General features: G+C 59.3%; 17 protein-coding genes and 2 pseudogenes. 6 read left to right on the top strand and 13 right to left on the bottom strand.

Going from position 1 to position 23445, the window contains the following annotated elements:
• Positions 1–160: 160 nt before the first annotated feature.
• From smdB to SERRSCBI_RS04950, 3 genes are all read right to left on the bottom strand, one after another.
• The gene (gene smdB, locus SERRSCBI_RS04960; RefSeq protein WP_033651091.1) at positions 161–1939 is read right to left on the bottom strand and encodes a multidrug efflux ABC transporter permease/ATP-binding subunit SmdB; all 1779 of its coding nucleotides are present in this window, start codon (positions 1937–1939) and stop codon (positions 161–163) included.
• Positions 1932–3707, bottom strand: coding sequence for a multidrug efflux ABC transporter permease/ATP-binding subunit SmdA (gene smdA / locus SERRSCBI_RS04955; RefSeq protein ID WP_033642081.1), 1776 nt, complete (start codon positions 3705–3707; stop codon positions 1932–1934). The genes smdB and smdA overlap by 8 nt, the downstream gene beginning before the upstream one ends.
• Positions 3708–3799: 92 nt before the next feature.
• Positions 3800–4261 (bottom strand): Lrp/AsnC family transcriptional regulator, encoded by a 462-nt coding sequence (locus SERRSCBI_RS04950; RefSeq protein WP_004940330.1) that lies wholly within the window; start codon positions 4259–4261, stop codon positions 3800–3802.
• Positions 4262–4383: 122 nt separating this feature from the next.
• Here SERRSCBI_RS04950 and SERRSCBI_RS04945 point away from each other — a divergent pair, with 122 nt between their 5' ends.
• The gene (locus SERRSCBI_RS04945) at positions 4384–5424 is read left to right on the top strand and encodes a PLP-dependent cysteine synthase family protein (RefSeq protein ID WP_033642080.1); all 1041 of its coding nucleotides are present in this window, start codon (positions 4384–4386) and stop codon (positions 5422–5424) included.
• 63 nt (positions 5425–5487) lie between these two features.
• On the opposite strand, the gene cof is transcribed toward SERRSCBI_RS04945, so the two are convergent.
• Positions 5488–6309, bottom strand: coding sequence for an HMP-PP phosphatase (gene cof, locus SERRSCBI_RS04940; protein ID WP_033642079.1), 822 nt, complete (start codon positions 6307–6309; stop codon positions 5488–5490).
• 104 nt (positions 6310–6413) lie between these two features.
• On the opposite strand from cof, the pseudogene SERRSCBI_RS04935 reads away from it, so the two are divergent.
• Positions 6414–8151, top strand: a pseudogene (locus SERRSCBI_RS04935) (SgrR family transcriptional regulator).
• A 94-nt stretch (positions 8152–8245) separates the two neighbouring features.
• Entirely contained in the window at positions 8246–8944 is a 699-nt protein-coding gene (gene queC / locus SERRSCBI_RS04930; protein WP_033644204.1) for a 7-cyano-7-deazaguanine synthase QueC, read from the top strand.
• A 47-nt stretch (positions 8945–8991) separates the two neighbouring features.
• On the opposite strand, the pseudogene SERRSCBI_RS04925 reads toward queC, so the two are convergent.
• From SERRSCBI_RS04925 to bolA, 9 genes and pseudogenes are all read right to left on the bottom strand, one after another.
• A pseudogene (locus SERRSCBI_RS04925) lies at positions 8992–9394 on the bottom strand (acyl-CoA thioesterase).
• 154 nt (positions 9395–9548) lie between these two features.
• Positions 9549–9929, bottom strand: coding sequence for a helix-hairpin-helix domain-containing protein (locus SERRSCBI_RS04920; RefSeq protein ID WP_033642074.1), 381 nt, complete (start codon positions 9927–9929; stop codon positions 9549–9551).
• Positions 9930–10067: 138 nt separating this feature from the next.
• Positions 10068–11951 (bottom strand): peptidylprolyl isomerase, encoded by a 1884-nt coding sequence (ppiD, locus tag SERRSCBI_RS04915; protein WP_033642073.1) that lies wholly within the window; start codon positions 11949–11951, stop codon positions 10068–10070.
• Positions 11952–12130: 179 nt separating this feature from the next.
• Entirely contained in the window at positions 12131–12403 is a 273-nt protein-coding gene (gene hupB / locus SERRSCBI_RS04910; RefSeq protein ID WP_004940351.1) for a nucleoid-associated protein HU-beta, read from the bottom strand.
• Between the two features lie 216 nt (positions 12404–12619).
• Entirely contained in the window at positions 12620–14974 is a 2355-nt protein-coding gene (gene lon / locus SERRSCBI_RS04905) for an endopeptidase La (RefSeq protein ID WP_019454189.1), read from the bottom strand.
• 194 nt (positions 14975–15168) lie between these two features.
• On the bottom strand, positions 15169–16440 hold the full coding sequence (clpX, locus tag SERRSCBI_RS04900; protein ID WP_004940354.1) for an ATP-dependent protease ATP-binding subunit ClpX: 1272 nt from the start codon (positions 16438–16440) through the stop codon (positions 15169–15171).
• A gap of 143 nt (positions 16441–16583) precedes the next feature.
• Positions 16584–17207, bottom strand: a complete 624-nt coding sequence (gene clpP, locus SERRSCBI_RS04895; protein WP_016928858.1) for an ATP-dependent Clp endopeptidase proteolytic subunit ClpP — start codon at positions 17205–17207, stop codon at positions 16584–16586.
• Between the two features lie 437 nt (positions 17208–17644).
• Positions 17645–18949, bottom strand: coding sequence for a trigger factor (gene tig / locus SERRSCBI_RS04890; protein WP_031300019.1), 1305 nt, complete (start codon positions 18947–18949; stop codon positions 17645–17647).
• Positions 18950–19316: 367 nt separating this feature from the next.
• Positions 19317–19631 carry a transcriptional regulator BolA gene (gene bolA / locus SERRSCBI_RS04885; protein WP_004940361.1) on the bottom strand — a complete coding sequence of 105 codons (315 nt, stop codon included), beginning with the start codon at positions 19629–19631 and terminating at the stop codon, positions 19317–19319.
• A 314-nt stretch (positions 19632–19945) separates the two neighbouring features.
• On the opposite strand from bolA, the gene SERRSCBI_RS04880 reads away from it, so the two are divergent.
• The 3 genes from SERRSCBI_RS04880 (at position 19946) to cyoA (ending at position 23443) form a co-directional block, all read left to right on the top strand.
• The gene (locus SERRSCBI_RS04880; protein WP_042783787.1) at positions 19946–20524 is read left to right on the top strand and encodes a lipoprotein; all 579 of its coding nucleotides are present in this window, start codon (positions 19946–19948) and stop codon (positions 20522–20524) included.
• Positions 20525–20575: 51 nt separating this feature from the next.
• Positions 20576–22054, top strand: coding sequence for a muropeptide MFS transporter AmpG (gene ampG, locus SERRSCBI_RS04875; protein WP_042783786.1), 1479 nt, complete (start codon positions 20576–20578; stop codon positions 22052–22054).
• 438 nt (positions 22055–22492) lie between these two features.
• A complete protein-coding gene (cyoA, locus tag SERRSCBI_RS04870) occupies positions 22493–23443 on the top strand; it encodes a cytochrome o ubiquinol oxidase subunit II (RefSeq protein WP_033642069.1) in 951 nt (316 codons plus the stop codon).
• Positions 23444–23445: the final 2 nt, after the last annotated feature.

The following is a 23445-nucleotide window of genomic DNA, read 5'->3' as shown; positions in this document are numbered from 1 at the left end:
GCGGCGCGGTGCAGTACCGATACCTTGAATGGGTTAAATAATGCGCACTGATTTGGTGCGCGTCGCGTCGAAAAAGTGCAGAAAGGGGGCGTAGCCTGGCGGAGTTGCCTGCTTGTGGTGCGTTGGGGAAAAATAAGGGCCGCGATCGCGGCCCGTGGGATCAGGCGGGTTGGCTCTCGTCGCGCACCGCTTCCGCCAACTGCTCGCCCGCCAGCTGCAGCTGATACATCTGGTAGTAGCGCCCCTGCTGCGCCAGCAGCTGTTGATGGTTGCCCTGCTCCACCGCCTGGCCGCGATGCAGCACCAGAATGGAATCGGCATCGACGATCGTCGAGAGGCGGTGAGCGATCACCACCAGCGTGGTGTGCTCGCGGATCACGCGCAGCGCCCGCTGGATAGCCTGCTCGGTGCCCGAGTCGATGTTGGCGGTCGCCTCGTCGAGGATCAGGATCTGCGGCGCCTGCACCAATACCCGCGCCATCGCCAGCAGCTGTTTCTGCCCGACCGACAGGTTATTGCCCTGCTCCCCCAGCCGGGTATGGATACCCTGTGGGAAGCCGCGCACCAGACTCGCCAGCTGCACCGTTTCCAGCGCCCGCCAGACGGCTTCTTCATCGATGTTGCGCCCCAGCGTCACGTTGGCCAGCACCGAATCGGCGATCACCACCGGATCCTGTTGCACCATCGCCACGCCCTGGCGCAGCGTGCGGTGCGACAGGCTGGAGAGCGGACGGCCGTCGAGACGCACTTCCCCTTCGCTGACCGGGTAATAGCCCATCAGCAGGTTAGCCAGCGTGCTCTTGCCGCTGCCGGTGTGGCCGACCAGCGCCACGAAGCCGCGTGAGGGCACCGCCAGCGAAATATGCTGCAGCACCTTTTTATCCGCACGGTAGGCGAAGCTCAGATCGGTGATGTCGATGCTGCCGCTGGCCAACGGACGATCGTCTGCGCCGTAGCTTTGCTGGCTGCGATCCATCAGTTCGAAAATACGTTCGCCGGCCACCACCGCCTGCTGCAGGATCGACTGTTGTGACGTCAACTCGATCAGCGGTTCGTTCAAACGCCCCAGGTAGTTGATGAAGGCATAGAGCACGCCGACGCCAATCACGCCTTCGCCGCTGAAGCCGAACAACATCAGCAAACCGCACAGCACCAGCGCCGAAAACAGACTGAGCAGCGGCCGCAGCAGAAACCCGTCGAGCCGCAGCGTCTGCATGCGCGCGAGATAGTGCGACTGGCTGGCGGCGCTCATGCGCTCGCCGAACCGCACCTGCTGGCGGAATTGCTGGATCACGCCCATGCCGTTGATCACTTCGTTGAAACCGTCGTTGATGTCCGCCAGATAACTGCGCACCCGGCGCACAATCGGCGTGCTGTAATATTGATAGATGCCCATCACCACGAACACCGCCGGGAAGATGCAGATAGCCACTAACGCCATGCGCCAGTCGAGGCTGAACATCGCCACCAGCATGGCGCCGATCAGCGCGGCGCTTTTCAGCACCGTGGAGACCACCATCACGTACAGGTCCTTGATCACTTCGGTGTCGTTGGTGACGCGCGAGATCAATTGCCCGACCGGTTGCGTGTCGAAGGCGCTGAGCGGCTGGCGCAGCGCGGCGTCCATCACGTCGGTACGCAGCCGCTGCACCACGCCTACCGCCGCCTGGTTGAACAGCAGCGCCTGGAAGTAGTGCAGCGCCGCCGCCAGCAGCTCCAGCAGAATGTAGGCCGCCGCCAGCCCGCCGACAATCATCAGCGGCAGTTGCCCTTTGGCGACGTAATTATCGATAAAATAGCTGACCAGGATCGGCCCGGCGACTTCCGCCGCCGCCGCCACCCACAGCATCAGCACCGCCACCCCCAGCGGTTTGCGGTACGGCGAGCCGTAGGCCAGTAGCCGCTTCAGCGTCGGCCACAGCTTTTGCACTTTATTCATCGGCCAACGCCTCCTCACCGTTTTCCGGCGCTTCGTCCAGCGCCGCTTCCAGCTGCTGATAACGGTACATATCGCGATACCAGCCCGGCTGCGCCGCCAGCGCCGCCGGATCGCCGCGCTGCGCCACGCCGCCGTGCTGCATCACCAGGATTTCGCTGGCTTCGGTCAATGCCGACAGCCGGTGCGCGCTGATGATCACCGTGCGATCTTGCCCCCAGCTGCGCAGGTTGTGCAGGATCTGGTGCTCGGTACGGCCGTCCACCGCCGACAACGCATCGTCGAGGATCAGGATCTCCGCATCCAGCAGCAACGCGCGCGCGATGGAGATGCGCTGTTTCTGGCCGCCCGACAGCATCACGCCGCGTTCGCCCACTTCGGTGTCATAGCCCTGCGGCAGCCGCAGAATGTCCTCATGGACGCTGGCCAGCCGCGCCGCCTGTTCAATCTGCGCCTGCGTCGCCCCCGGCTGGCCCAGCGCGATGTTGTTCGCCACGGTATCGGAGAACAGGAACGGCGTCTGGCTCACTACCGACAGCCGCGAACGCCAGTCGTCGAGCCTGACCTGCGGAAGCGGCAGGCCGTGATAGCGGATCTGCCCTTGGTCGACGTCGAACTGACGCTGGATCAGCGACAGTAATGTCGACTTACCGGCCCCGGTCGGCCCGCACAGCCCCAGCATCTGCCCCGGCTTCAACGTCAGCGCCACGTCATGCAGCGCCGGGTGCGGGTTTTCCGGGTAGTGGAACGCGCGGATATCCACCTCCAGCACGCCGCGCCCGGCCGGCAACGCCTGCGGGCCGTCCTGCACCGCCGGCGCCTCGTCGAGCAGGCTGCGGATACGGCTGTAGGCCGCGCTGCCGCGCTCGACGATGTTGAACATCCAGGCCAGCGCCAGCATCGGCCAGATCATCAGGCCGAGGTACATCACAAAGCTGGTCAGTTGCCCGAGCGTCAGCGAACCGTTCACCACCATCCAGCTGCCGCCGCCGATGGCCAGCAGGTTAGAGGCGCCGATGGCGATATAAATGGTCGGATCGAAGCGCGCATCCACCCGCGCCACGTGCATGTTCTTGGCGCCGGTCTGCGCCGCGACGTCGGCGAAGCGGTTGGATTGGTGATCTTCCAGCCCGAAGGCCTTGATCATGCGGATGCTGGTCATGCTTTCCTGCGCCTGATCGTTGAGGCTGGAAAACGCCGCCTGCGCCGATTTAAAGCGCTGGTGCAGCTGATCGCCGTAATATTTGATGGCGATCGCCATCAGCGGCATCGGGATTAACGCCAACACCGTCAGCTGCCAGCTGATTTGGGTGCTCATCACCACCAGCACCACCAACCCCATCACCAGCGAATCCACCAGCGTCAGCACGCCTTCACCGGCGGCGAACACCACGCGATCCACGTCGTTGGTGGCGCGCGCCATCAGATCGCCGGTGCGGTGGCGCAGGTAGAACGCCGGGTTCTGCCGACTGAGCTGACGGTAAAAGTTTTCGCGCAGCTCGACCGCCAGCTGGTAGGAAGCGCCGAACAGCAGCACCCGCCACACATAGCGCAGCAGGTAAACGACGATCGCAGTGCCGATCATCAGCCCAAGCCAGGCCAACAGCACGCCGGTAGACATCTGTTTTTCGGTGACGCCGTCCACGATGATGCCGACCAGTTTAGGCGGCAGCAGTTGCAGGATGGCGATGACGATCAGCAATACCACCGCGCCCAGGTAGCGGCGCCACTCCCGGCGGAAGTACCAGCCGATTTGTGCAAATAATCTCACGCAGTTTGATTCCAGGGTTTTATGAGGTTTGTCTCTTTTTCCGCTTCAACGGAGCAGGATACCACCGTTGAGCCGCCCGTCCGGTGAACTTTTCACTCCGGCACCGGCAGCGCGGTGGTGTACTTGATTTTTTCCATGGCAAAGCTCGAGGTGACGTCGATAAGGCCCGGCACGCCGTTCACCAGGCGCTTGTAAAAACCGTCGTAGCTTTTCATGTCCGCCACTTCGACCTGCATCAGGTAGTCGTACTCTCCCGCCATACGGTAGAACGCCAGCACCTCGGGCATCTGGCTGGTCAGCTGCACAAACGCCTGATACCACTCGCTGCTGTGCTGCTGGGTCTTGATCAGCACGAACGCCGTCAGCCCCAGGCCAAGCTTTTCGTTATCCAACAAGGCCACCCGGCCGCGGATATATCCTTCGTCTTCCAGACGTTTCAGGCGCTTCCAGCACGGCGTAGAGGTCAAATTAACCGCATCGGCCAGCGCCTGCAGCGACTGGGTGCAATCTTGCTGCAGCATGCACAGCAGCTTACGGTCTGTTTTATCTAACATAGCGGCCACCTGGAGAAAAATTTTCTCCCATTAGGCGATTAAACAGGGAAAATGGCAATCCTTTTTTCCTGCCGACAGGCTATGCTACGCCATAAATCAGCCCCCTATTCTGAGGCCAAATCATGACAAACTCTTGGGTAAAATATGCTATCGGTGAAATAGAAGCGGATTTTCAACGCTCCGCCGATACGCACCTGATTCGCCTGAACCTGCCGGCGTTTCCCGGCATCTGCCTGTACCTGAAAGATGAGAGCACCCACCCGACCGGCAGCCTGAAACACCGTCTGGCGCGCTCGCTGTTCCTTTACGGCCTGTGCAACGGCTGGATCACCGAGAACACCACCATCATCGAGGCCTCGTCCGGCAGCACGGCGGTGTCCGAAGCCTACTTCGCGCGGCTGATCGGTCTGCCGTTCATCGCGGTGATGCCGTCCTGCACCGCACGCCGTAAGGTAGAGCAGATCGCCTTTTACGGTGGCCGCTGTCACTTCGTCGATCACGCCGCCCAGATCTACGCCGCTTCCGAACAGCTGGCGAAAGAGCTGAACGGCCACTATATGGATCAGTTCACCTATGCCGAGCGCGCCACTGACTGGCGCGGCAACAACAATATCGCCGACAGCATCTTCCGCCAGATGGCGCGCGAACCCTTCCCGGTGCCGAAACACATCGTGATGAGCGCCGGCACCGGCGGCACCTCCGCCACGCTGGGGCGCTATATCCGTTATCAGGGGCACGATACCCGGTTGACGGTGGTCGATCCGGAAAACTCGGTGTTCTATGACTGCTTCCACCACGGCGATCGCACCCTGATCGGCAGCTGCGGCAGCCGTATCGAAGGCATCGGCCGCCCACGCGCCGAGCCGTCGTTCATCCCTTCGGTGGTCGATAACATGTTGCGGGTGCCGGACGCCGCCAGCGTCGCCACCATTCACTGGCTGGAGGCCGTGCTCGGCCGCAAGGTCGGCGCCTCCACCGGCACCAACGTCTGGGGCGCGCTGCAATTGGCGAAGCAGATGCGGGAAAACGGCGAGCAAGGGGCGATCGTCACCCTGCTGTGCGACAGCGGCGAGCGCTACCTCGATACCTATTACAACCCGGAGTGGGTCAGCAACAACATTGGCGATCTGCAACCGTATCTGGCGCAGCTGGCGGATTTGTAACGCCGGGCGCAACGTAAAAAAAAGCCGGGTAGTCATACCCGGCCGGCTGTAAGGAGAACCTCATTATTCGGGGGAATAGGTGAGGCAAGGTGAACGCAGCCAATGTTGTAAATAATGAGCCACCGCCTGTTGTTGGCAGTGGCCGATAACCGGCAGCTGCGGCAGCAGGGATTTCAGCTGCGGCAGGGCGTTCCCCATCACCACGCCGTGTCCCACCGCGCCCAGCATCTCTTTGTCGTTCATCGCATCGCCGAACGCCATGCAGTCGGCCATCGTCAATCCCAGGTGACGGCTCAGCCGGTCCAGCGCCGCGCCCTTGTTGCAACCGAGCGGCAGCACCTCCAGGCAATCGTAAGCGGAGAAACACAGATCGGCCTCGCCGCCCAGCTGCGCCCGTAGCTGCACCTGCAATTCCAGCAACTCCTCATGCGGTGCAACAAAGCACACCTTGCTGTTGCCGAACGCCGGTAAGCGGCGCACGTCAGCCAGTTGGAAACGAAAGCCGCTCAGGTGGTGCGCCTGCAGCATCTCTTCCGGCGCGGGGAACTCGGTCAGCCAACCTTCGTCGCGGAACACGTGCATGCTGGCGCGGGTGCGCCAATGATGATGCAGCACCTCTTCGGCGATCTCCGCCGGCAGATCGGCGGCGTGCAGCTGTTGGCCACGGTAGTCATACACCCGCGTGCCGTTGCCGGTGATCAGATAGCCCTGCAGCCCCAGCTGCGCCATGATCGGTTGCGCATCAAGGTAGTGCCGCCCGGTGGCGAACGTCACCACCATCTCCCGCTCCACCAGCTGGTTCAGCACCGCCAGCGTTTCCGGGCCAACCCGGTGATCCGGCATCAACAGCGTGCCGTCCATATCGAAAGCCGCCAGGCGATACATAAAGACCTCATGAATGTGAACGCGATTACAATCAGTGCAGTATGGGATGGTATTTGCGGAAGTAATAGTGAACAATTTGGGAAAACTGTTCCGGATTTCTGCTCATGCGCCTGGTTCACCGTCTCAGCCAATATCAACGCCTGTATCAACAGCTCGGCAACGCGCCGGTCGCCGTGACCATCGGCGAGCTGGCGGCAATGTTCTACTGCAGCGAACGCCATGCCCGCACGCTGGTGCAGCAGCTGCAGGATCAGGGCTGGCTGAGCTGGCATTCGCAGCCCGGCCGCGGCAAACGCGCCAGCCTGCACTGCCTGAAAACACCGGATGAGCTGCGCGCGCAGCTGTTGCAGCAGCTGTTGCAACAGGGCAATCATCAGGGGGCGCTGGAGATGGCGCAGCTCGATCCGCAACACCTGCAGGATCTGCTCAGCCCGCACCTCGGCGGGCAATGGCAAGCCGGCAGCCCGACGCTGCGCATTCCCTATTACCGTACGCTGGAGGCGCTCGATCCGCTCACGCTGACCGGCCGCGCCGAGCAACATCTGGTGTCGACCCTGCACGCCGGGCTGACGCGCCTGATGACCGGTAACCCGGAACCGCAGCCCGATCTGGCGCACCACTGGCAGATAAGCGATGGCGGCCTGCGCTGGCGATTCTTTTTGCGTAGCCAGCTGCGCTGGCACAACGGCGAACCGTTGACCGGCCAGCAACTGCTGCATACGCTGGAAAAACTGCTGGGCCATCCGCGCAGCCAACCCAGCCTGAGCAGCGTCGCGAACGTCAGCCTGCCGCATCCGCTGTGCATTCAGTTCGACCTGCACCTGCCGGACTATTGGCTGGCACACCGGCTGGCGGAGCTGCCTTGTCTGATGACGCACCCCGAACTGCCGGCCATCGGCGCCGGCCCATTTAAACTGGCGTTGAATGAACCGCAGTTGGTGAGGCTGGAACAGCATGCCGGTTACCATCTGCAGCATCCGTATCTGGACACCATCGAATACTGGATCACGCCCGATCTGCCCACCGCCGGCGCCGATGCCAGCTGCCGGCATCCGGTGCGCATCACCATCGGTCAGCAAGACGATTTGGCGCAGGCCCGGCCGGTGCAGCGCAGCATGAGCCTGGGCTGGTGTTATCTGGCGCTGAACCTGCGCCACGGCGTGCTGAGCGAAGCCCAGGGGCAAAAGCTGCTGATGCTGATCCAGCAGTCCGGCCTGCTCAGCCATCTGCCGATCCCCAACAGCGTGATCACCCCCAGCCATGAAATGCTGCCCGGCTGGCGCATCCCCAGCCAACGGATTGAAGAAGATGTCCCGCTGCCCGCTCGGCTAACATTGCTGTATCGGCCGCCGGTCGAACTGGAAACGGTGACGGTCGCGCTACAGCGGCTGCTCGCGCAGCACGGCTGCGAGCTGGAAGTGCGTTACTACGCCGGCAAGCGCTGGCAAAGCGAGGCGCAAATCGCCCAGGCCGACCTGCTGCTGGCGGACAACCTGATCGGCGAGGCGCCGGAGGCGACGCTGGAGAGCTGGCTGCGGCAGGATTCGCTGTGGCGCGGCATCCTGACGGCAAGCCGCTGGCAGCAGCAGCAGGAGACGCTGCGGGAGATCCAGCAGCTGCAGGCGCAGCCACTGCGCTTCGAACGGCTGCAGGCCTATTATCAACAGCTGATGGCCGCCGCCATCATCACGCCGCTGTTCCACTACCAGTATCAGATCAGCGCGCCGCCGCGCATGCATGGCGTGACGCTGACCGCCCATGGCTGGTTCGATTTTTTGCCAGGCGTGGCTGCCGCCGCCGGTGGATGACGCACCGACCGGAGCCGAACCGCCCTGCGCCTGACGGCCCTTTCTGCTACTATTGTCGCCGCAACGCAATTTTTATCCTGCCGCCCGAATGTGTATCGGGAATGGCCAAAGCCCAAAAAGGTGATTTTATGAAGCGCGCGGTTGTCGTTTTCAGCGGTGGACAAGACTCCACGACCTGCTTGATCCAGGCATTGCAACAGTATGACGAAGTTCACTGCGTCACGTTCGATTACGGCCAGCGCCATCGCGCCGAAATTGAAGTGGCTCAGGAGCTGTCGGAGGCCCTCGGCGCCAAGGCGCACAAGGTGCTGGACGTGACGTTGCTCAATGAGCTGGCCATCAGCAGCCTGACTCGCGACAATATTCCGGTTCCCGCCTACGATCCCAACCAGAAAAACGCGCTGCCGAGCACCTTCGTGCCGGGCCGCAACATCCTGTTCCTGACGCTGGCGGCGATCTACGCCTACCAGGTGGAAGCGGAGGCGGTGATCACCGGCGTGTGTGAAACCGACTTCTCCGGCTACCCGGATTGCCGCGACGAGTTCGTCAAAGCGCTGAACCAGGCGGTGGTGTTGGGCATCGCCCGCGATATCCGCTTCGAAACGCCGTTGATGTGGCTGAACAAGGCCGAAACCTGGGCGCTGGCGGACTATTACCAGCAGCTGGATCGGGTGCGTCAGGATACGCTGACCTGCTACAACGGCATCAAGGGTGACGGCTGCGGCGAATGCGCCGCCTGCAACCTGCGCGCCAATGGCCTGACGCAATATCGCGCCAACCAGGCGGAAGTGATGGCGGCGTTGAAACAGAAGGCCGGTCTGGCCTGAGGCAGCGACGGCGGCAGCCTCCGCCGCCGGTGAGCTGACTGCGAATGTTATTTGGGCGTGAGCGCTTCCAGGTGCTCGCGCAATTCCCCTTCAATCGGCAGCGCCCGCTGCGTTTTCAGATCGACGCACACGAAAGTCAGCAGCGCGTCGGCCACCGGCGTCCCCGCCGGATCCTGCGTCACCTTCTGGCTCAGCACCCCGCTTTTTGCCGTTGAGCTGCACCATCTGGCTGTCGATGCGCAGTTTATCCCCCAATACCGCCGGGCTGCGGTAATTGATGTTGATGTTCACCACGATGAAAGCGATGTTGTTTTCCGTCATCCAGCGGAACCCGGCTTCGTTCTCCAACCACTCCCAACGCGCCTCTTCCAGAAACTCCAGATAGCGGGCGTTGTTAACGTGCTGGTAAACATCAAGGTGATAACCGCGAACTTTGATAAAGGTTTGCATAGGGAACGATCGCTCCTGCCTGGTGATTACAGAAAGAGGGAGCCGCGTGGGCTCCCTCGCCCGTTTGGTCAACGCGCCAAACTGGTAAGACCTGTAAAATGTAGCAGAGTCGCCATTGCCTCAGCGGCATTTTGCCGCGCAGCCGCGACCGGGATCACATTTTCAGCCGAGTGCGGTTCTTCTCGAACAGCGCCGGCCCGATGCCCGGCACCTCCTGCAGTTGCTCAACCTGGGTGAATGGCCCGTTCTGTTCGCGATAGCGCACAATGCCTTCCGCCTTCTTCAGACCGACACCGCTCAAAGCCGCTGCGAGCTGTTCGGCGGTGGCCTGATTGATGCTGACCGCCGTCTCTTCGGCCGCCTTGGTCATCGCCTGTTGCCCGCCATTGCTCGTCGGGGTTGAGAGCATCGGCGCCGGCGCATCGGCTTTATCCGCCGCGGCGGCCGGCACCGCCAGGCATAACAACAGCGCGGCCAGCGCGGCTTTAACGTGATGACGGTAACCTGATAACGTTTTTTTCTCTGTATGTTGCATGCTGTATCCTCCTTGTGTGTGACAGCACGGCTACCTTGCCGCGGCGGCAGATATTCAGCAATCGGCGGATATCAGATGTGGAAAAGGCCGCGAAAGCGGCCTTTGTTTGTTGCACTGCGTTGCAGAAAAATGCGGCGATTACTGCGGCTGTTGCTCAGCGGCGCCCATTTTAATTTTGGCTTCTTTACGCAGGCTCGCCAGCAGCGAATCGAAGGAAACGCCGGTCGCGCCCTCTTCCATCTTGCCGACGAAGGTTTTCATTTCGTCTTCCGGCAGCGTGCCTGGCTTCACCGCATCGAGTGCGATCAGCACCACGTTGTCCTGGCGATCCTGCGACATGCCGTACACCGGTTTGCCGTCCTGCGGGTGCGGCAACGCGAACACGCTCTCCACCAGCTGGCTGTCTTCCGGCGCGCGCGCCATCTTCTGCACGGCGCCAAAGCTCAGGCCGGCGGCTTTCATCGCCTCGTCGCCCTTGCCCTGCTTCAGCTCAACCAGCAGCTTCTCGCCCTGTAGTTTCGCTTCCTGCACCGCCTTGTTGCGCTTCACCAGATCCGCCACGCGGTCTTTTACCTGGTCGAACGGCTCGATGCCTTCCGGCTTGTGACCGCTCACGCGCACCACGAAGGCGCGGTCGCCGTCTACGGTGATCACGTCGGAGTTACTGCCCGGCGCGCCGTTCTCGCCGATCAGCGAACCGTCGAAGATCGCCTGCACCACCGGCTTGAAGTTCAGCGCCGCAGGGATGTTGTCACGGGTGAACCAGTCGGTTTGCGCCGCTTTCACGCCCGCCGCTTCTTCAGCCGAGGCCAGGGATTCGTTGTCGCTGGTCGCCGCTTCGCTCACCTTCTGCTGCAGCGCGTAATACGCATCTACCGCTTTCTCCTGCTTCACCTGCTTGGCGATAGCGTCATGCACTTCGCTCAGCGGCTTCAGTTTCTCTGGTTCGATGTCGTTCAAACGCACGATCAGGTAGCCGACGGAAGATTTCACCACGCCGGACAGCTGCCCTTTTTCAGTCAGGTTAGCCTGCTTCAGCTCGTCGGCGGTGGTTTCCGGCTCCAGCCAACCCAGTTCACCGCCGGTACGGCGTGAGATGATGTCGGTGGATTTTTCTTTCGCCAGTGTGGCGAAATCGGCGCCCTTCTTCAGCTCATCCAGCGCCGCATTGGCTTCCGCCTCGGTTTTCAGCTGGATCACGCTGTAGTTTTTACGCTCCGGCTGGCCGTAGCTGCTCTTGTGCTGGTCGTAGTAAGCGCTGATGTCCTCTTCGCTCACTTTCACCTTATCCTGCATGGACGCGGCGTCCAGCGGGATATAGCTCACCTTCACCTGCTCCGGGGCGATGAAGCTGTTCTTGTTCTGATCGTAATACGCCTTCAGTTCGTCGTCGCCGGCGCTCTGTTTCGCCTGCAGCGCCTTCAGATCGATAGTCGCCAGACGCACGTCGCGCTCCTGCAGCACCAACGCCGCCATGGCTTGCGATTCGGACGGCAGCACGAAGCCGGATTCGCCGAAGGCCTGGATCAGCTGCTGATTGACCAGCTGCTGACGCATCGACTGCGCGAAGTTGTCGGCGGTGTAGCCCATACGGCCGATCAGGTCGAGGTACTTGGCGTTATCGAACTGGCCGTTGGTTTGGAAATAAGGCGCCTTGCGGATGGCGTCCTTGATCTGATCGTCGCTGACCGCCAGGCCCAGCTTCTTGGCGTATTGGTCGAGCAGCATGTTGTCGATCAACTGGGACAACACCTGACGGCGCATCTGCTGCATGTAGCCTTCGTTGCCGGCCAGCGCAGAGAACTGGTCACCCAGCTGCTGCTGCATGCGGCTACGCTCGCTTTGGAAAGCCTGTTCCAGCTGAGCGCGTTCGATCGTCTGACCATTTACTTTCGCAGCATAATCGCCGGAGCCGCCGATCAGGTAGTTACCCACCCCGGTCAGGACGAATGACAGGATGATCAGGGCCAGGATGATTTTGAGCACGACGTGATTGGCAGCCGCGCGTAAATTGTCCATCATAGTGTGACAACACTCCGCTGTGATGTGGATTAACAACCCTTGTGCAGGCGCGTTCCCTGCGACAAAAATAAAAAAAAGCGCATCAGTCCGATGCGCCTTGTATCTTACCTTACCAGCACCGCTGCGTCAGGTGATTGTTTATTACAAAACCCTGTTACGCTAAACGGTTAGACGCCAAATCAGTTTACAGCGTCTTTCAGCGCTTTCCCTGCACGGAAGGCCGGCACTTTGGCTGCCGCGATCTTGATTTCTTTACCGGTTTGCGGGTTACGGCCGGTACGAGCCGAACGTTCACGCACGGTGAAGGAACCGAAACCAACCAGAGCCACGTCATCCCCAGCTTTCAGAGAGTCGGTAACGGAAGCGATTACTGCGTCTAAAGCACGTCCAGCTGCCGCTTTGGAAATATCAGCACCTGCGGCAATCTTGTCGATCAGTTGTGACTTATTCACTCTATCATCCCCTCTAGAATTCTATCGTCGCACCGAAAAATCCCTACGGTTGCGACAGCGCAGCTGTTATATCAATCCCATCGAACCTTGGCAAGCCACCGACTGCGTGGCAAAACGTGGGCCGACAGAGATCTAACTTAGCGGTACAAAAAAATACTGGCAAGTCCGAAATGGCTTGCCAGTATAAGTTTTATCAATGGTTTTTGCGATTCGTCACTATTTTGCCGCTACCGGCAGTGCGCCGAAGGCCGGGTTTTGCAACGCAATGTTCAAAACTTCATCGATTCGCTGCACCGGATGAATCTCCAGATCGGCGATTACATTGTCCGGGATCTCTTCAAGATCGCGCTTGTTCTCGTAAGGGATCAGCACGGTTTTGATGCCGCCGCGATGCGCCGCCAGCAGCTTCTCTTTCAGGCCACCGATCGGCAATACCTGGCCGCGCAGCGTGATCTCGCCGGTCATCGCCACATCGGCGCGTACCGGGTTGCCGGTCAGGCAGGAGACCAGCGCGGTGCACATCGCGATACCGGCGCTTGGGCCGTCTTTCGGCGTCGCCCCTTCCGGCACGTGCACGTGGATGTCGCGCTTCTCGTAGAAATCGGCGTTGATGCCCAATTTCTCCGCGCGCGCGCGCACCACGGTCAGCGCCGCCTGAATCGATTCCTGCATCACTTCACCCAGAGAGCCGGTGTAAGTCAGCTTGCCTTTGCCCGGCACGCAGGCGGTTTCGATGGTCAGCAGATCGCCGCCCACTTCCGTCCACGCCAGCCCGGTGACTTCGCCCACGCGGTTTTCGGTATCCGCACGGCCGTAATCGACGCGCTGCACGCCCAGGTAGTCCTTCAGGTTGTCGCCGTTGATCTCGATGTGCTTGCGCTTCTTGTCCATCAGCAGCGTTTTCACCGCTTTACGGCACAGTTTGGAGATTTCACGCTCCAGGCTGCGCACCCCGGCTTCGCGGGTGTAGAAGCGAATGATGCCGATGATGGCGCTGTCGTCGACCGTCAGCTCGCCTTTTTTCAGCGCGTTGCGCTCAAGCTGCTTCGGCAGCAGGTGCTGTTTGGCGATGTTGAGCTTTTCGTCCTCGGTATAACCCGACAGACGGATCACTTCCATACGGTCCAGCAGCGGCGCAGGGATGTTCATCGAGTTGGAAGTGGCGACGAACATCACGTCGGACAGATCGTAATCCACTTCCAGGTAGTGGTCGTTGAACGCCACGTTCTGTTCCGGATCCAGCACCTCCAGCAGAGCGGAAGCCGGATCGCCGCGCATGTCGGAAGACATCTTGTCGATCTCATCCAGCAGGAACAGCGGGTTCTTCACCCCAACCTTGGCCATTTTCTGGATCAGTTTGCCCGGCATCGATCCGATGTAGGTACGGCGGTGACCGCGGATTTCCGCTTCGTCACGCACGCCGCCCAACGCCATGCGCACGTACTGGCGCCCGGTCGCTTTGGCGATCGACTGCCCCAGCGAGGTTTTACCCACGCCCGGCGGCCCAACCAGACACAGGATAGGCCCTTTGATTTTGCTGACGCGGCTCTGCACCGCGAGGTACTCGAGGATGCGATCCTTGACGCGCTCCAGGCCGTAGTGATCGGTATCGAGCACTTCCTGCGCCTTGACCAGGTCTTTTTTCACCTTGCTGCGCGCGTTCCACGGCACCTGCAGCATCCAGTCGATGTAGCCGCGCACCACGGTCGCTTCCGCCGACATCGGCGACATCATCTTCAGCTTTTGCAGTTCCGCTTCGGTTTTCTCGCGCGCCTCTTTCGGCATTTTCGCCGCATCGATCTTGCGCTTCAGCGCTTCGTGCTCGTCCGGCGCGTCGTCCATCTCACCCAGTTCTTTCTGAATCGCCTTCATCTGCTCATTCAGATAGTACTCGCGCTGGCTCTTCTCCATCTGCTTCTTGACGCGGTTGCGGATGCGTTTCTCAACCTGCAGCAGGTCGATCTCCGACTCCATCATCGCCATCAGGTATTCCAGACGCTCGGTGATGTCGGACATCTCGAGCACCGACTGTTTGTCGCTGAGTTTCAGCGGCATGTGGGCGGCGATGGTGTCCGCCAGGCGCGCGGCGTCGTCGATGCTGTTCAGTGACGTCAGCACCTCCGGCGGGATTTTTTTGTTCAGTTTGATATAGCCTTCAAACTGATTGATCGCGGTGCGCACCAGCACTTCTTGCTCGCGCTCGTCGATAGCCGGCGATTCAAGGTATTCCGCCTGCGCGGCAAAATGCTCACCGCTGTCGGACAGCGTAGTGATGCGTGCGCGCTGCAGCCCCTCGACCAGCACTTTTACCGTGCCGTCCGGCAGCTTCAGCATCTGCAGGATCGACGCTACGGTGCCAACCGAGAACAAGTCGTTAATGCCAGGTTCATCCGTTGAGGCCTCTTTCTGTGCCACCAGCATGATCTTCTTATCGTGATCCATTGCGGCTTCGAGGCACCGAATCGATTTTTCCCGGCCAACAAATAACGGGATCACCATGTGCGGATAAACCACCACGTCGCGCAATGGCAAAACGGGGATTTCAATGCGTTCGGAACGCTCAGGGTTCATAGAGCTCTCTCTTAGTTTAATTTCCGCCAGGTTGAGGGGGAATCTCATGAGACGCAAGCATCTAACGTTTCATAAAATCTGGTTAATGAGTATATGGGGATGAATCTCTTACATTCAACGGCAAGAATGCAGGAAAAAGAAATGGGGGATGAAATCCCCCATTTTGCTGATAACGCGCTGGTTTAACTGGCTAATTATTCGCCAGACGCCTGGGCTTCCGGCTTGCCGTAAATCAGCAGCGGTTTGGATTGACCGGCGATCACCGACTCGTCGATCACCACTTTGTCCACGCTGTCCATCGACGGCAGATCGTACATGGTATCGAGCAGCGCGCCTTCCACGATGGAACGCAGGCCGCGGGCGCCGGTTTTGCGCGCCATGGCTTTCTTGGCGATGGCGTTCAGCGCTTCGTCACGGAACTCCAGCTCCACACCTTCCAGGTTGAACAGCGCCTGATACTGCTTGGTCAGAGCGTTCTTCGGCTCTTTCAGGATCTGAATCAGCGCGTCTTCGCTCAGCTCGCTCAGGGTCGCCACCACCGGCAGACGGCCGATGAACTCAGGGATCAGACCGAACTTGATCAGGTCTTCCGGTTCGGCCTGCAGCAACAGTTCGCCTTCGGTGGCCTTCTCGGACTCGCCCTTGACGGTCGCGCCGAAGCCGATGCCGGAGCCGGTGTTGACGCGCTGACCGATCACCTTATCCAGGCCGGCAAATGCGCCGCCGCAGATAAACAGGATCTTGGAGGTATCGACCTGCAGGAACTCCTGCTGCGGATGCTTGCGCCCGCCCTGCGGCGGAACCGCGGCGATGGTGCCTTCAATCAGCTTCAGCAGCGCCTGCTGCACGCCTTCACCCGAAACGTCACGCGTGATAGACGGGTTGTCGGACTTGCGGGAAATCTTATCGATTTCATCGATATAAACGATGCCGCGCTGCGCTTTCTGCACGTCATAGTCACATTTTTGCAACAGCTTCTGGATAATATTTTCCACGTCCTCGCCCACGTAACCGGCTTCGGTCAGCGTGGTGGCGTCGGCCATGGTGAACGGCACGTCCAGGAAGCGCGCCAGCGTTTCCGCCAGCAGAGTCTTGCCGCTGCCGGTCGGGCCAATCAGCAAGATGTTGCTCTTGCCCAACTCGATACCGTTGCTGGTATCGCCGTTGCGCAGGCGTTTGTAGTGGTTGTACACCGCAACCGCCAGCACTTTCTTCGCCTGCTCCTGACCGATGACATAGTCATCCAGGTGGTGGCGGATTTCGTGCGGCGTCGGCAGCGCACTGCGCTCACGATGCGGGGCAACTTCTTTAATCTCTTCGCGAATAATGTCGTTACACAGATCGACACATTCATCGCAGATATACACTGACGGCCCGGCAATCAGCTTACGCACTTCATGCTGGCTTTTGCCGCAAAAAGAGCAGTACAGCAGCTTTCCTGAACCGTCTTTGCGCTTATCTGTCATCAGTCAAACCTCTTCTTTAGTCTTGTCCCGCAGGAAAATCACGGCGGCAGTGCGCCCAAACTCATATCGGGAACGCCGGGGGGCTACAACAGAGCGAGCCCCTGCCCACTCTGATTACTATAGTCCATCGGCGCCGCGTGGTTCTAGCTGCGGTGTGTCAGAATGCCGTCAACCAGGCCGTATTCCACGGCTTCTTCCGCGGTCATAAAGCGATCGCGCTCGGTATCGCGCTCGATCTGCTCCAGCGGCTGGCCGGTATGCTCGGCCATCAGTTCATTCATGCGCGCTTTCACCTTGAGGATTTCACGCGCGTGGATTTCGATGTCCGTCGCCTGGCCCTGGTAGCCGCCCAGCGGCTGGTGAATCATCACGCGCGAGTTCGGCAGGCAGAAACGTTTGCCTTTGGCGCCCGCGGTCAGCAGGAAGGAGCCCATCGAGCACGCCTGCCCCATACAGATGGTGCTGACGTCCGGCTTGATGAACTTCATGGTGTCGTAAATCGACATGCCCGCGGTGATCACCCCGCCCGGCGAGTTGATGTAGAGGAAAATGTCTTTTTCCGGGCTTTCCGCTTCGAGGAACAGCATTTGCGCCACGATCAGGTTGGCCATGTGATCTTCCACCTGGCCGGTCAGGAAAATGATGCGCTCTTTCAGCAGGCGGGAATAGATATCGTAAGAACGCTCCCCGCGTGAAGTCTGCTCTACCACCATCGGCACCAGCGCCATGTTCGGTGCAAATTGATCTCGTTCGCCACTGTATGACATTACCGTCTCCTAATAGAAATTGCCTTGGCGGCCAGGGTGTCACCCTAATACGCCGATTCTACTTGAGAACGGCCATGATGACTATGCTCAAGCATTCGACCCGCGCCACACGTACCCGACGGTTATTTCATCCCGCGCACTTTGGCAAACAGCCCCAGAATTATTCTTTACAGATTGGGGGAGCCCGGCGCGATTTCAAGCCCAGAGGCCGATTTTCTCCGCGCGCCGGAAACGATGCCGTTATTCTGACCGTTATCATGCCAGCCAGTTCCCCAGGCAACAGGGTAAATATAGTGCATATTGCCCCGCTTAACCTGAGATTAATCAGCAACGTGGCAAAAAGAAAAGCCCGCAACCTGAGGTTGCGGGCTTTTTCATCGTGCGCCGGTTCGCCAGGCGAAACCGGGGCGCCGTTCATCGCGCCCGGCACGCAGGCATTACGCCTGTTGAGTTTGGTTCATCAGCTCGCTGAAGGTAGTGGCTTTTTCAGTCACTTTCGCTTTTGCCAGCAGGGCTTCAACCGCTTGCTCTTCCAGAGCCACGTTGCGCATGTTGTTCATCAGCTCTTTGTTTTTGCTGTAGAACTCAATGACTTCGCTCGGATCTTCGTAGGCGGAGGCCATTTCTTCGATCAGCGTCTTCACGCGGTCTTCGTCAGCTTTCAGGTCGTTGGTGCTGATCACTTCGCCCAGCAGCAGGCCAACCACTACGCGGCGTTTGGCTTGCTCTTCGAACAGCTCGCGTGGCAGTTCCAGCGCTTGCTTCTCGTTGCCGCCGAAACGCTGTGCAGCCTGACGACGCAGCACGTCGATTTCACCGTCGATCAGCGCAGCAGGCACGTCGATTTCGTTCGCGCTCACCAGGCCTTCGATCGCCTGAGACTTGATGCGGTTACGCACGGCGCCTTTCAGCTCGCGCTCCATGTTCTTGCGAACTTCGGTGCGCAGACCGGCAACGGAACCGTCCGCCACGCCGAAACGCTTGATGAACTCTTCGGTCAGTTCCGGCAGCTCGCGCTCTTCAACTTTCTTCAGCACGATAGCGAATTTGGCCGCTTTGCCCTTCAGGTTTTCCGCGTGGTAGTCTTCCGGGAAGTTCACGTCGATGGAGAACTCTTCGCCCGCTTTGTGACCGACCAGACCTTCTTCGAAGCCTGGGATCATGCGGCCCTGGCCCATTGCCAGCACGAAGTCGGACGCTTTGCCGCCTTCGAACTCTTCACCGTCGATAGAACCGGTGAAGTCAACGGTCACGCGATCTTCAGCTTCCGCCGCGCGATCGGTTTCTTTCCAGGTCGCCTGCTGCTTGCGCAGAGTGTCCAGCATCGCGTCGACGTCTTCGTCGTTCACTTCCACTACTGGTTTTTCAACTTCGATGTTTTCCAGGCCTTTCAGCTCAACTTCTGGATACACTTCGAATTCAACGGCGAAAGTGAAGTCTTCACCTTCTTTGTACTCGCCCGGCACGTAGTTTGGTGCGCCGGCCGGATTAATCTTTTCTTTGATGATCGCGTCAACGAAGCTGCGCTGCATCGCTTCGCCCAGCACGTCCTGACGAACAGAGGCGCCGTAACGCTGTTCCACGATGTTCATCGGCACTTTGCCTTTGCGGAAGCCGTCGATACGCACGCTTTTCGCTGCGTTGATCAGCTCTTTCTTCACCGCCTGCTTGATAGTATCAGCCGGTACAGTAATAGAGAGACGGCGCCCAAGGCCTTGAGTGGTTTCTACTGAAACTTGCATCTTGTTACCTCAAAAAAATCACAGTGCTCGGTCAACTCCGTTCCAAGAACCAGGACGGCTACAAATAAGAACCGAGTTCCCTGATGACAGAAGCGTCCCGAAACCATTCCGGAAAAATAAGACGCGACATTATAGCGGCGCATGCATGGCGAGTCGAGGAAAGCTAGGCGGCGCAGGCGCGCTAAAAATCACACTTTTGTCGATTCGATCGCCAAAAGGCCGCCAAAACAGACCGAACGTTGGCCATATTGCGCATCGGCCGTGTCGTCGTCAAAAACAGAAACGGCCCGCAGGCCGTTTCAAAATTCGTCAGTAGTAATACCCTAATTCGAGGGCAAAGTTCCACTGATACCTGAAAATTTCCCCCTCAGGCCAGCGTCCCGGCGCCGCGGCACGGCGGCGAGGCCGGCACGGTATCCTGCAACCCTTCCCACTCTTTGAGCGTATAGGTGTGCAGCGCCAGCGCGTGTACGCCATCGGCCAACTCTTCCGACAATACCCCGTAGATGGAGCGGTGACGCGTCAAAAACCGTTCGCCGACGAAGCGATCGCTGACCAATACCACTTTGAAATGACTTTCTGAACCCGCCGGAACGTTATGACGATAGCTTTCATCAACGACTTCCAGATACGCGGGCTCAAACGCCGCCCTTAACTTTGCTTCTATTTGCTCGCGAATCATAGGATCTCCTTACAACACCGGCAGAGGACCGTGCCCATCTAGTTCAATATTAGCCGGTTTTCCCCCGTTTAGACCATCGCCTGGACAAATTTCTCTTTTCTGCGGTCAGAGGATGAGCGTCATCCCCGCCGCTTGGGGGATTATCCGATTGAGCGGGCCAAAAAAGCGTGTTTTTATCAACGGCAGGTAAAAATTTGTCACTCAGGCGCCTTCCGCGCTTCCACCGCACGGCGGCGATGCTATGATGTCGGCAATTCGTTGTCGGCTATCCCGCTCTGATTATTGCTAAATCCATCGAGAATGAGACAGAAAACATGTTAAAGAAACTTTGTCTTCCTTTGCTGGCCGCCCTGCTGCTGGCCGGCTGCGCGACCAGCAGCAACACCCTGAACGTCACGCCGAAAATCGTTCTGCCGCAGCAGGATCCGACCCTGCAGGGCATCACCATCAGCATCAACGGCGCGGATCAGCGCACCGATCAGGCGCTGGCCAAGGTAAACCGCGACGGCCAACTGGTCACGCTGACGCCGTCGCGCGATCTGCGTTTCCTGCTGCAGGAAGTGCTGGAGAAACAAATGGGCGCCCGCGGTTACATGATTGGCGCCGACGGCCCGGTCGCGCTGCAGGTGGTCGTCAATAATCTGTACGCGGACGTATCCGAAGGCAACCTGCGCTACAACATCACCACCAAAGCCGACATCTCGATCATCGCCCAGGCGAAGAACGGCAACAAGCAGGTGAAAAACTACCGCTCGACCTATAACGTGCAGGGCGCCTTCACGGCGACCAACGACAAGATCACCGACGCCGTCAACTCCGTGCTGGGCGACGTGATCGCCGACATGGCGCAGGACACCAGCGTCAACGACTTTATCAAGCAAAACGCGCGCTAATCGGCGCGCCTGGCACCGCCCGGCGGATCGGGCGGCGCAGACAGGGAACTCATGTCGAAACACTATCTGAACATCTTCACCCAGCGTAACTCCGCCATTCTGCTGCTGCTGGGCTTCGCGTCGGGTCTGCCGCTGGCACTGACCTCCGGCACGCTGCAAGCCTGGATGACCGTCGAAAACATCGATCTGAAAACCATCGGCATCTTCTCGCTGGTGGGCCAGGCCTACGTCTTCAAATTCCTCTGGTCGCCCTTCATGGATCGCTATACCCCGCCGTTCCTCGGGCGGCGGCGCGGTTGGCTGCTGATCAGCCAGCTGCTGCTGGTGGCGGCGATCGTGGCGATGGGCTTTATGCAACCCGCGCAGCACCTGTGGTGGCTGGCGGCGTTGGCGGTGCTGGTGGCGTTCTGCTCCGCCTCGCAAGATATCGTGTTCGACGCCTATAAAACCGACCTGCTGAAAGCCGAAGAACGCGGCGCGGGCGCGGCGATATCGGTGCTGGGTTATCGGCTGGCGATGCTGGTTTCCGGCGGCCTGGCGCTGTGGCTGGCGGATCGCTATTTCGGCTGGCAAGCCACCTACTGGCTGATGGCCGGATTGATGCTGATCGGCGTGACTGCCACGCTGATGGCGCCGGAACCGGATGAAAGCATCCCGGCGCCGCGCACCATGGAACAGGCGGTCGTCGCGCCGCTGCGCGATTTCTTCGGCCGCAACAACGCCTGGCTGATCCTGCTGCTGATCGTGATGTACAAAATGGGCGACGCCTTCGCCGGCAGCCTGAGCACCACCTTCCTGATCCGCGGCGTGGGATTCGACGCCGGCGAAGTGGGGCTGGTGAACAAAACCCTCGGGCTGTTCGCCACCATCGTCGGCGCTCTGTTCGGCGGCGTGCTGATGCAGCGTCTCACCCTGTTCCGCGCCCTGATGCTGTTCGGCGTCCTGCAGGCGGTCTCCAATCTCGGCTATTGGATCCTGGCGGTGACCGACAAGAACCTGCTCACCATGGGCAGCGCCATCTTCCTTGAAAACCTGTGCGGCGGCATGGGCACCGCGGCCTTCGTCGCGCTGCTGATGACGCTATGCAACCGTTCGTTCTCCGCCACCCAGTTCGCGCTGCTGTCGGCGCTGTCCGCCGTGGGCCGCGTTTATGTCGGGCCGATCGCCGGCTGGTTCGTCGAAGCCCATGGCTGGCCGCTGTTCTATCTGTTTTCGATCGCCGCCGCGCTGCCGGGCTTGCTGTTGCTCGGCGTCTGCCGCCAGACGCTGGAACACACCCAGCAGCATGGCGACTTTATGCCGCGCACCGCGTTTACCCAGGCTTACCGCTGGGCGCTGCGCCTGCTGACGCTGGGCTGCTCGCTGCTGGGGCTGTGGTTGCTGCTGCTGATCGCCAATGCGCTCGACTGGACGCAGGCGCCGCTGTTGGCCGACCGGCTGCTGCAGATCGGCGCCGCATTGAGCCTGCTCGGCGTCGCGATGGGCAGCATGCTGGATTATCTGGCGCTGCACCGCGCTCGTTTGGCGTAACCCGACCGGCCGGCGATTTTGCCGGCCGAAAAAAAGCGATCCGGGGGTGTATTTATTTCGTTAAAAAAAGATAATCAGCGAGAAAATTATTTTTTATCCGACTGCGGCGCTCGGAAATAAAATTAAATTCACCTTTAAGACACAATTATTTTACATTAAATAAACCTTTTCTGCGTATTTCCCCGCCGCGCATTTCTTCGCCAGATTCATCATACCTTTAGTTTTCCTTAACATACGGACTGCTCGTCACGATTCAGCGTGCCAACGCGTTGTTGTCATTGGTAAATTGTCACGCAGGGTTACATCTGTGACCCCCTTAACAGAAAGTGTCAACAAGCCGCTGACACTCCCTTAAGCATGTTTACAGTACTGCAACCTTCCCGTAAAATGCCCGCACACATGAAACGACAATTGAGCCTTTGTTATTGAGGTCGTTAGATGAGACTTAAGAAATACAATAAAAGTATTGGGATGCTGTCATTAATTGCAGGCACTGTATTGCTCAGTGGCTGCGATATGGTTTTGATGAATCCCAAAGGAGCAATTGGTGTTGAGCAACGGACACTGATTATCACTGCAATCGCGTTGATGTTGATCGTGGTGGTGCCAGTTATCTTCATGGCGTTCGCCTTTGCCTGGAAGTATCGCGCTTCCAACAAAGACGCCAAGTACAGTCCGAATTGGGCCCACTCCAACAAGATCGAAGCGGTCGTCTGGACCATTCCTATCATTATCATCGCCATCCTTGGCACCATTACCTGGAAGACTACCCACGAACTCGACCCGTTCAAGCCGATTGTCACCGACAAGAAGCCGATGACGATCGAAGTGGTGTCGCTCGACTGGAAATGGCTGTTCATCTATCCGGAACAAGGCATTGCGACCGTTAATGAGCTGGCTTTCCCGAAAGATGTTCCAGTCGAATTCAAGATCACCTCTAACTCGGTAATGAACTCGTTCTTTATCCCGCAGTTGGGTGGACAGATTTATGCGATGGCCGGCATGCAGACCAAACTGCACCTGATCGGCAACGAAGCCGGTGCCTACAAGGGCATCTCCAGCAGCTACAGCGGCGCAGGCTTCTCCGGTATGAAATTCACCGCGATCGTTACCCCGACCGAAGGCGACTTCGATCAGTGGGTGGCCAAGGTGAAGGCATCGCCTAAAAACCTGAACACCACCGACGACTTTAACAAACTGGCAGAGCCGAGTGAAAACAACCCGGTCGAGTACTTTGCCGCTGTCAAACCGAATTTGTTCAAAGAAACAATTGCCAAATTCATGGGCGACATGGATATGCACAAGGGCGCTGGCGCGCACGAAGGCATGGACATGAGCCAAGGTATGGACATGGGTGAACATGCTGCTCACGCCGGAGCCGAGGAATAACT

The organism is Serratia sp. SCBI (genome assembly GCF_000747565.1).
GTDB classification, from domain to species: domain Bacteria; phylum Pseudomonadota; class Gammaproteobacteria; order Enterobacterales; family Enterobacteriaceae; genus Serratia; species Serratia ureilytica.
Note: the sequence above shows the minus strand (reverse complement) of the source record. Positions and strands in the feature narration are given on the sequence as shown.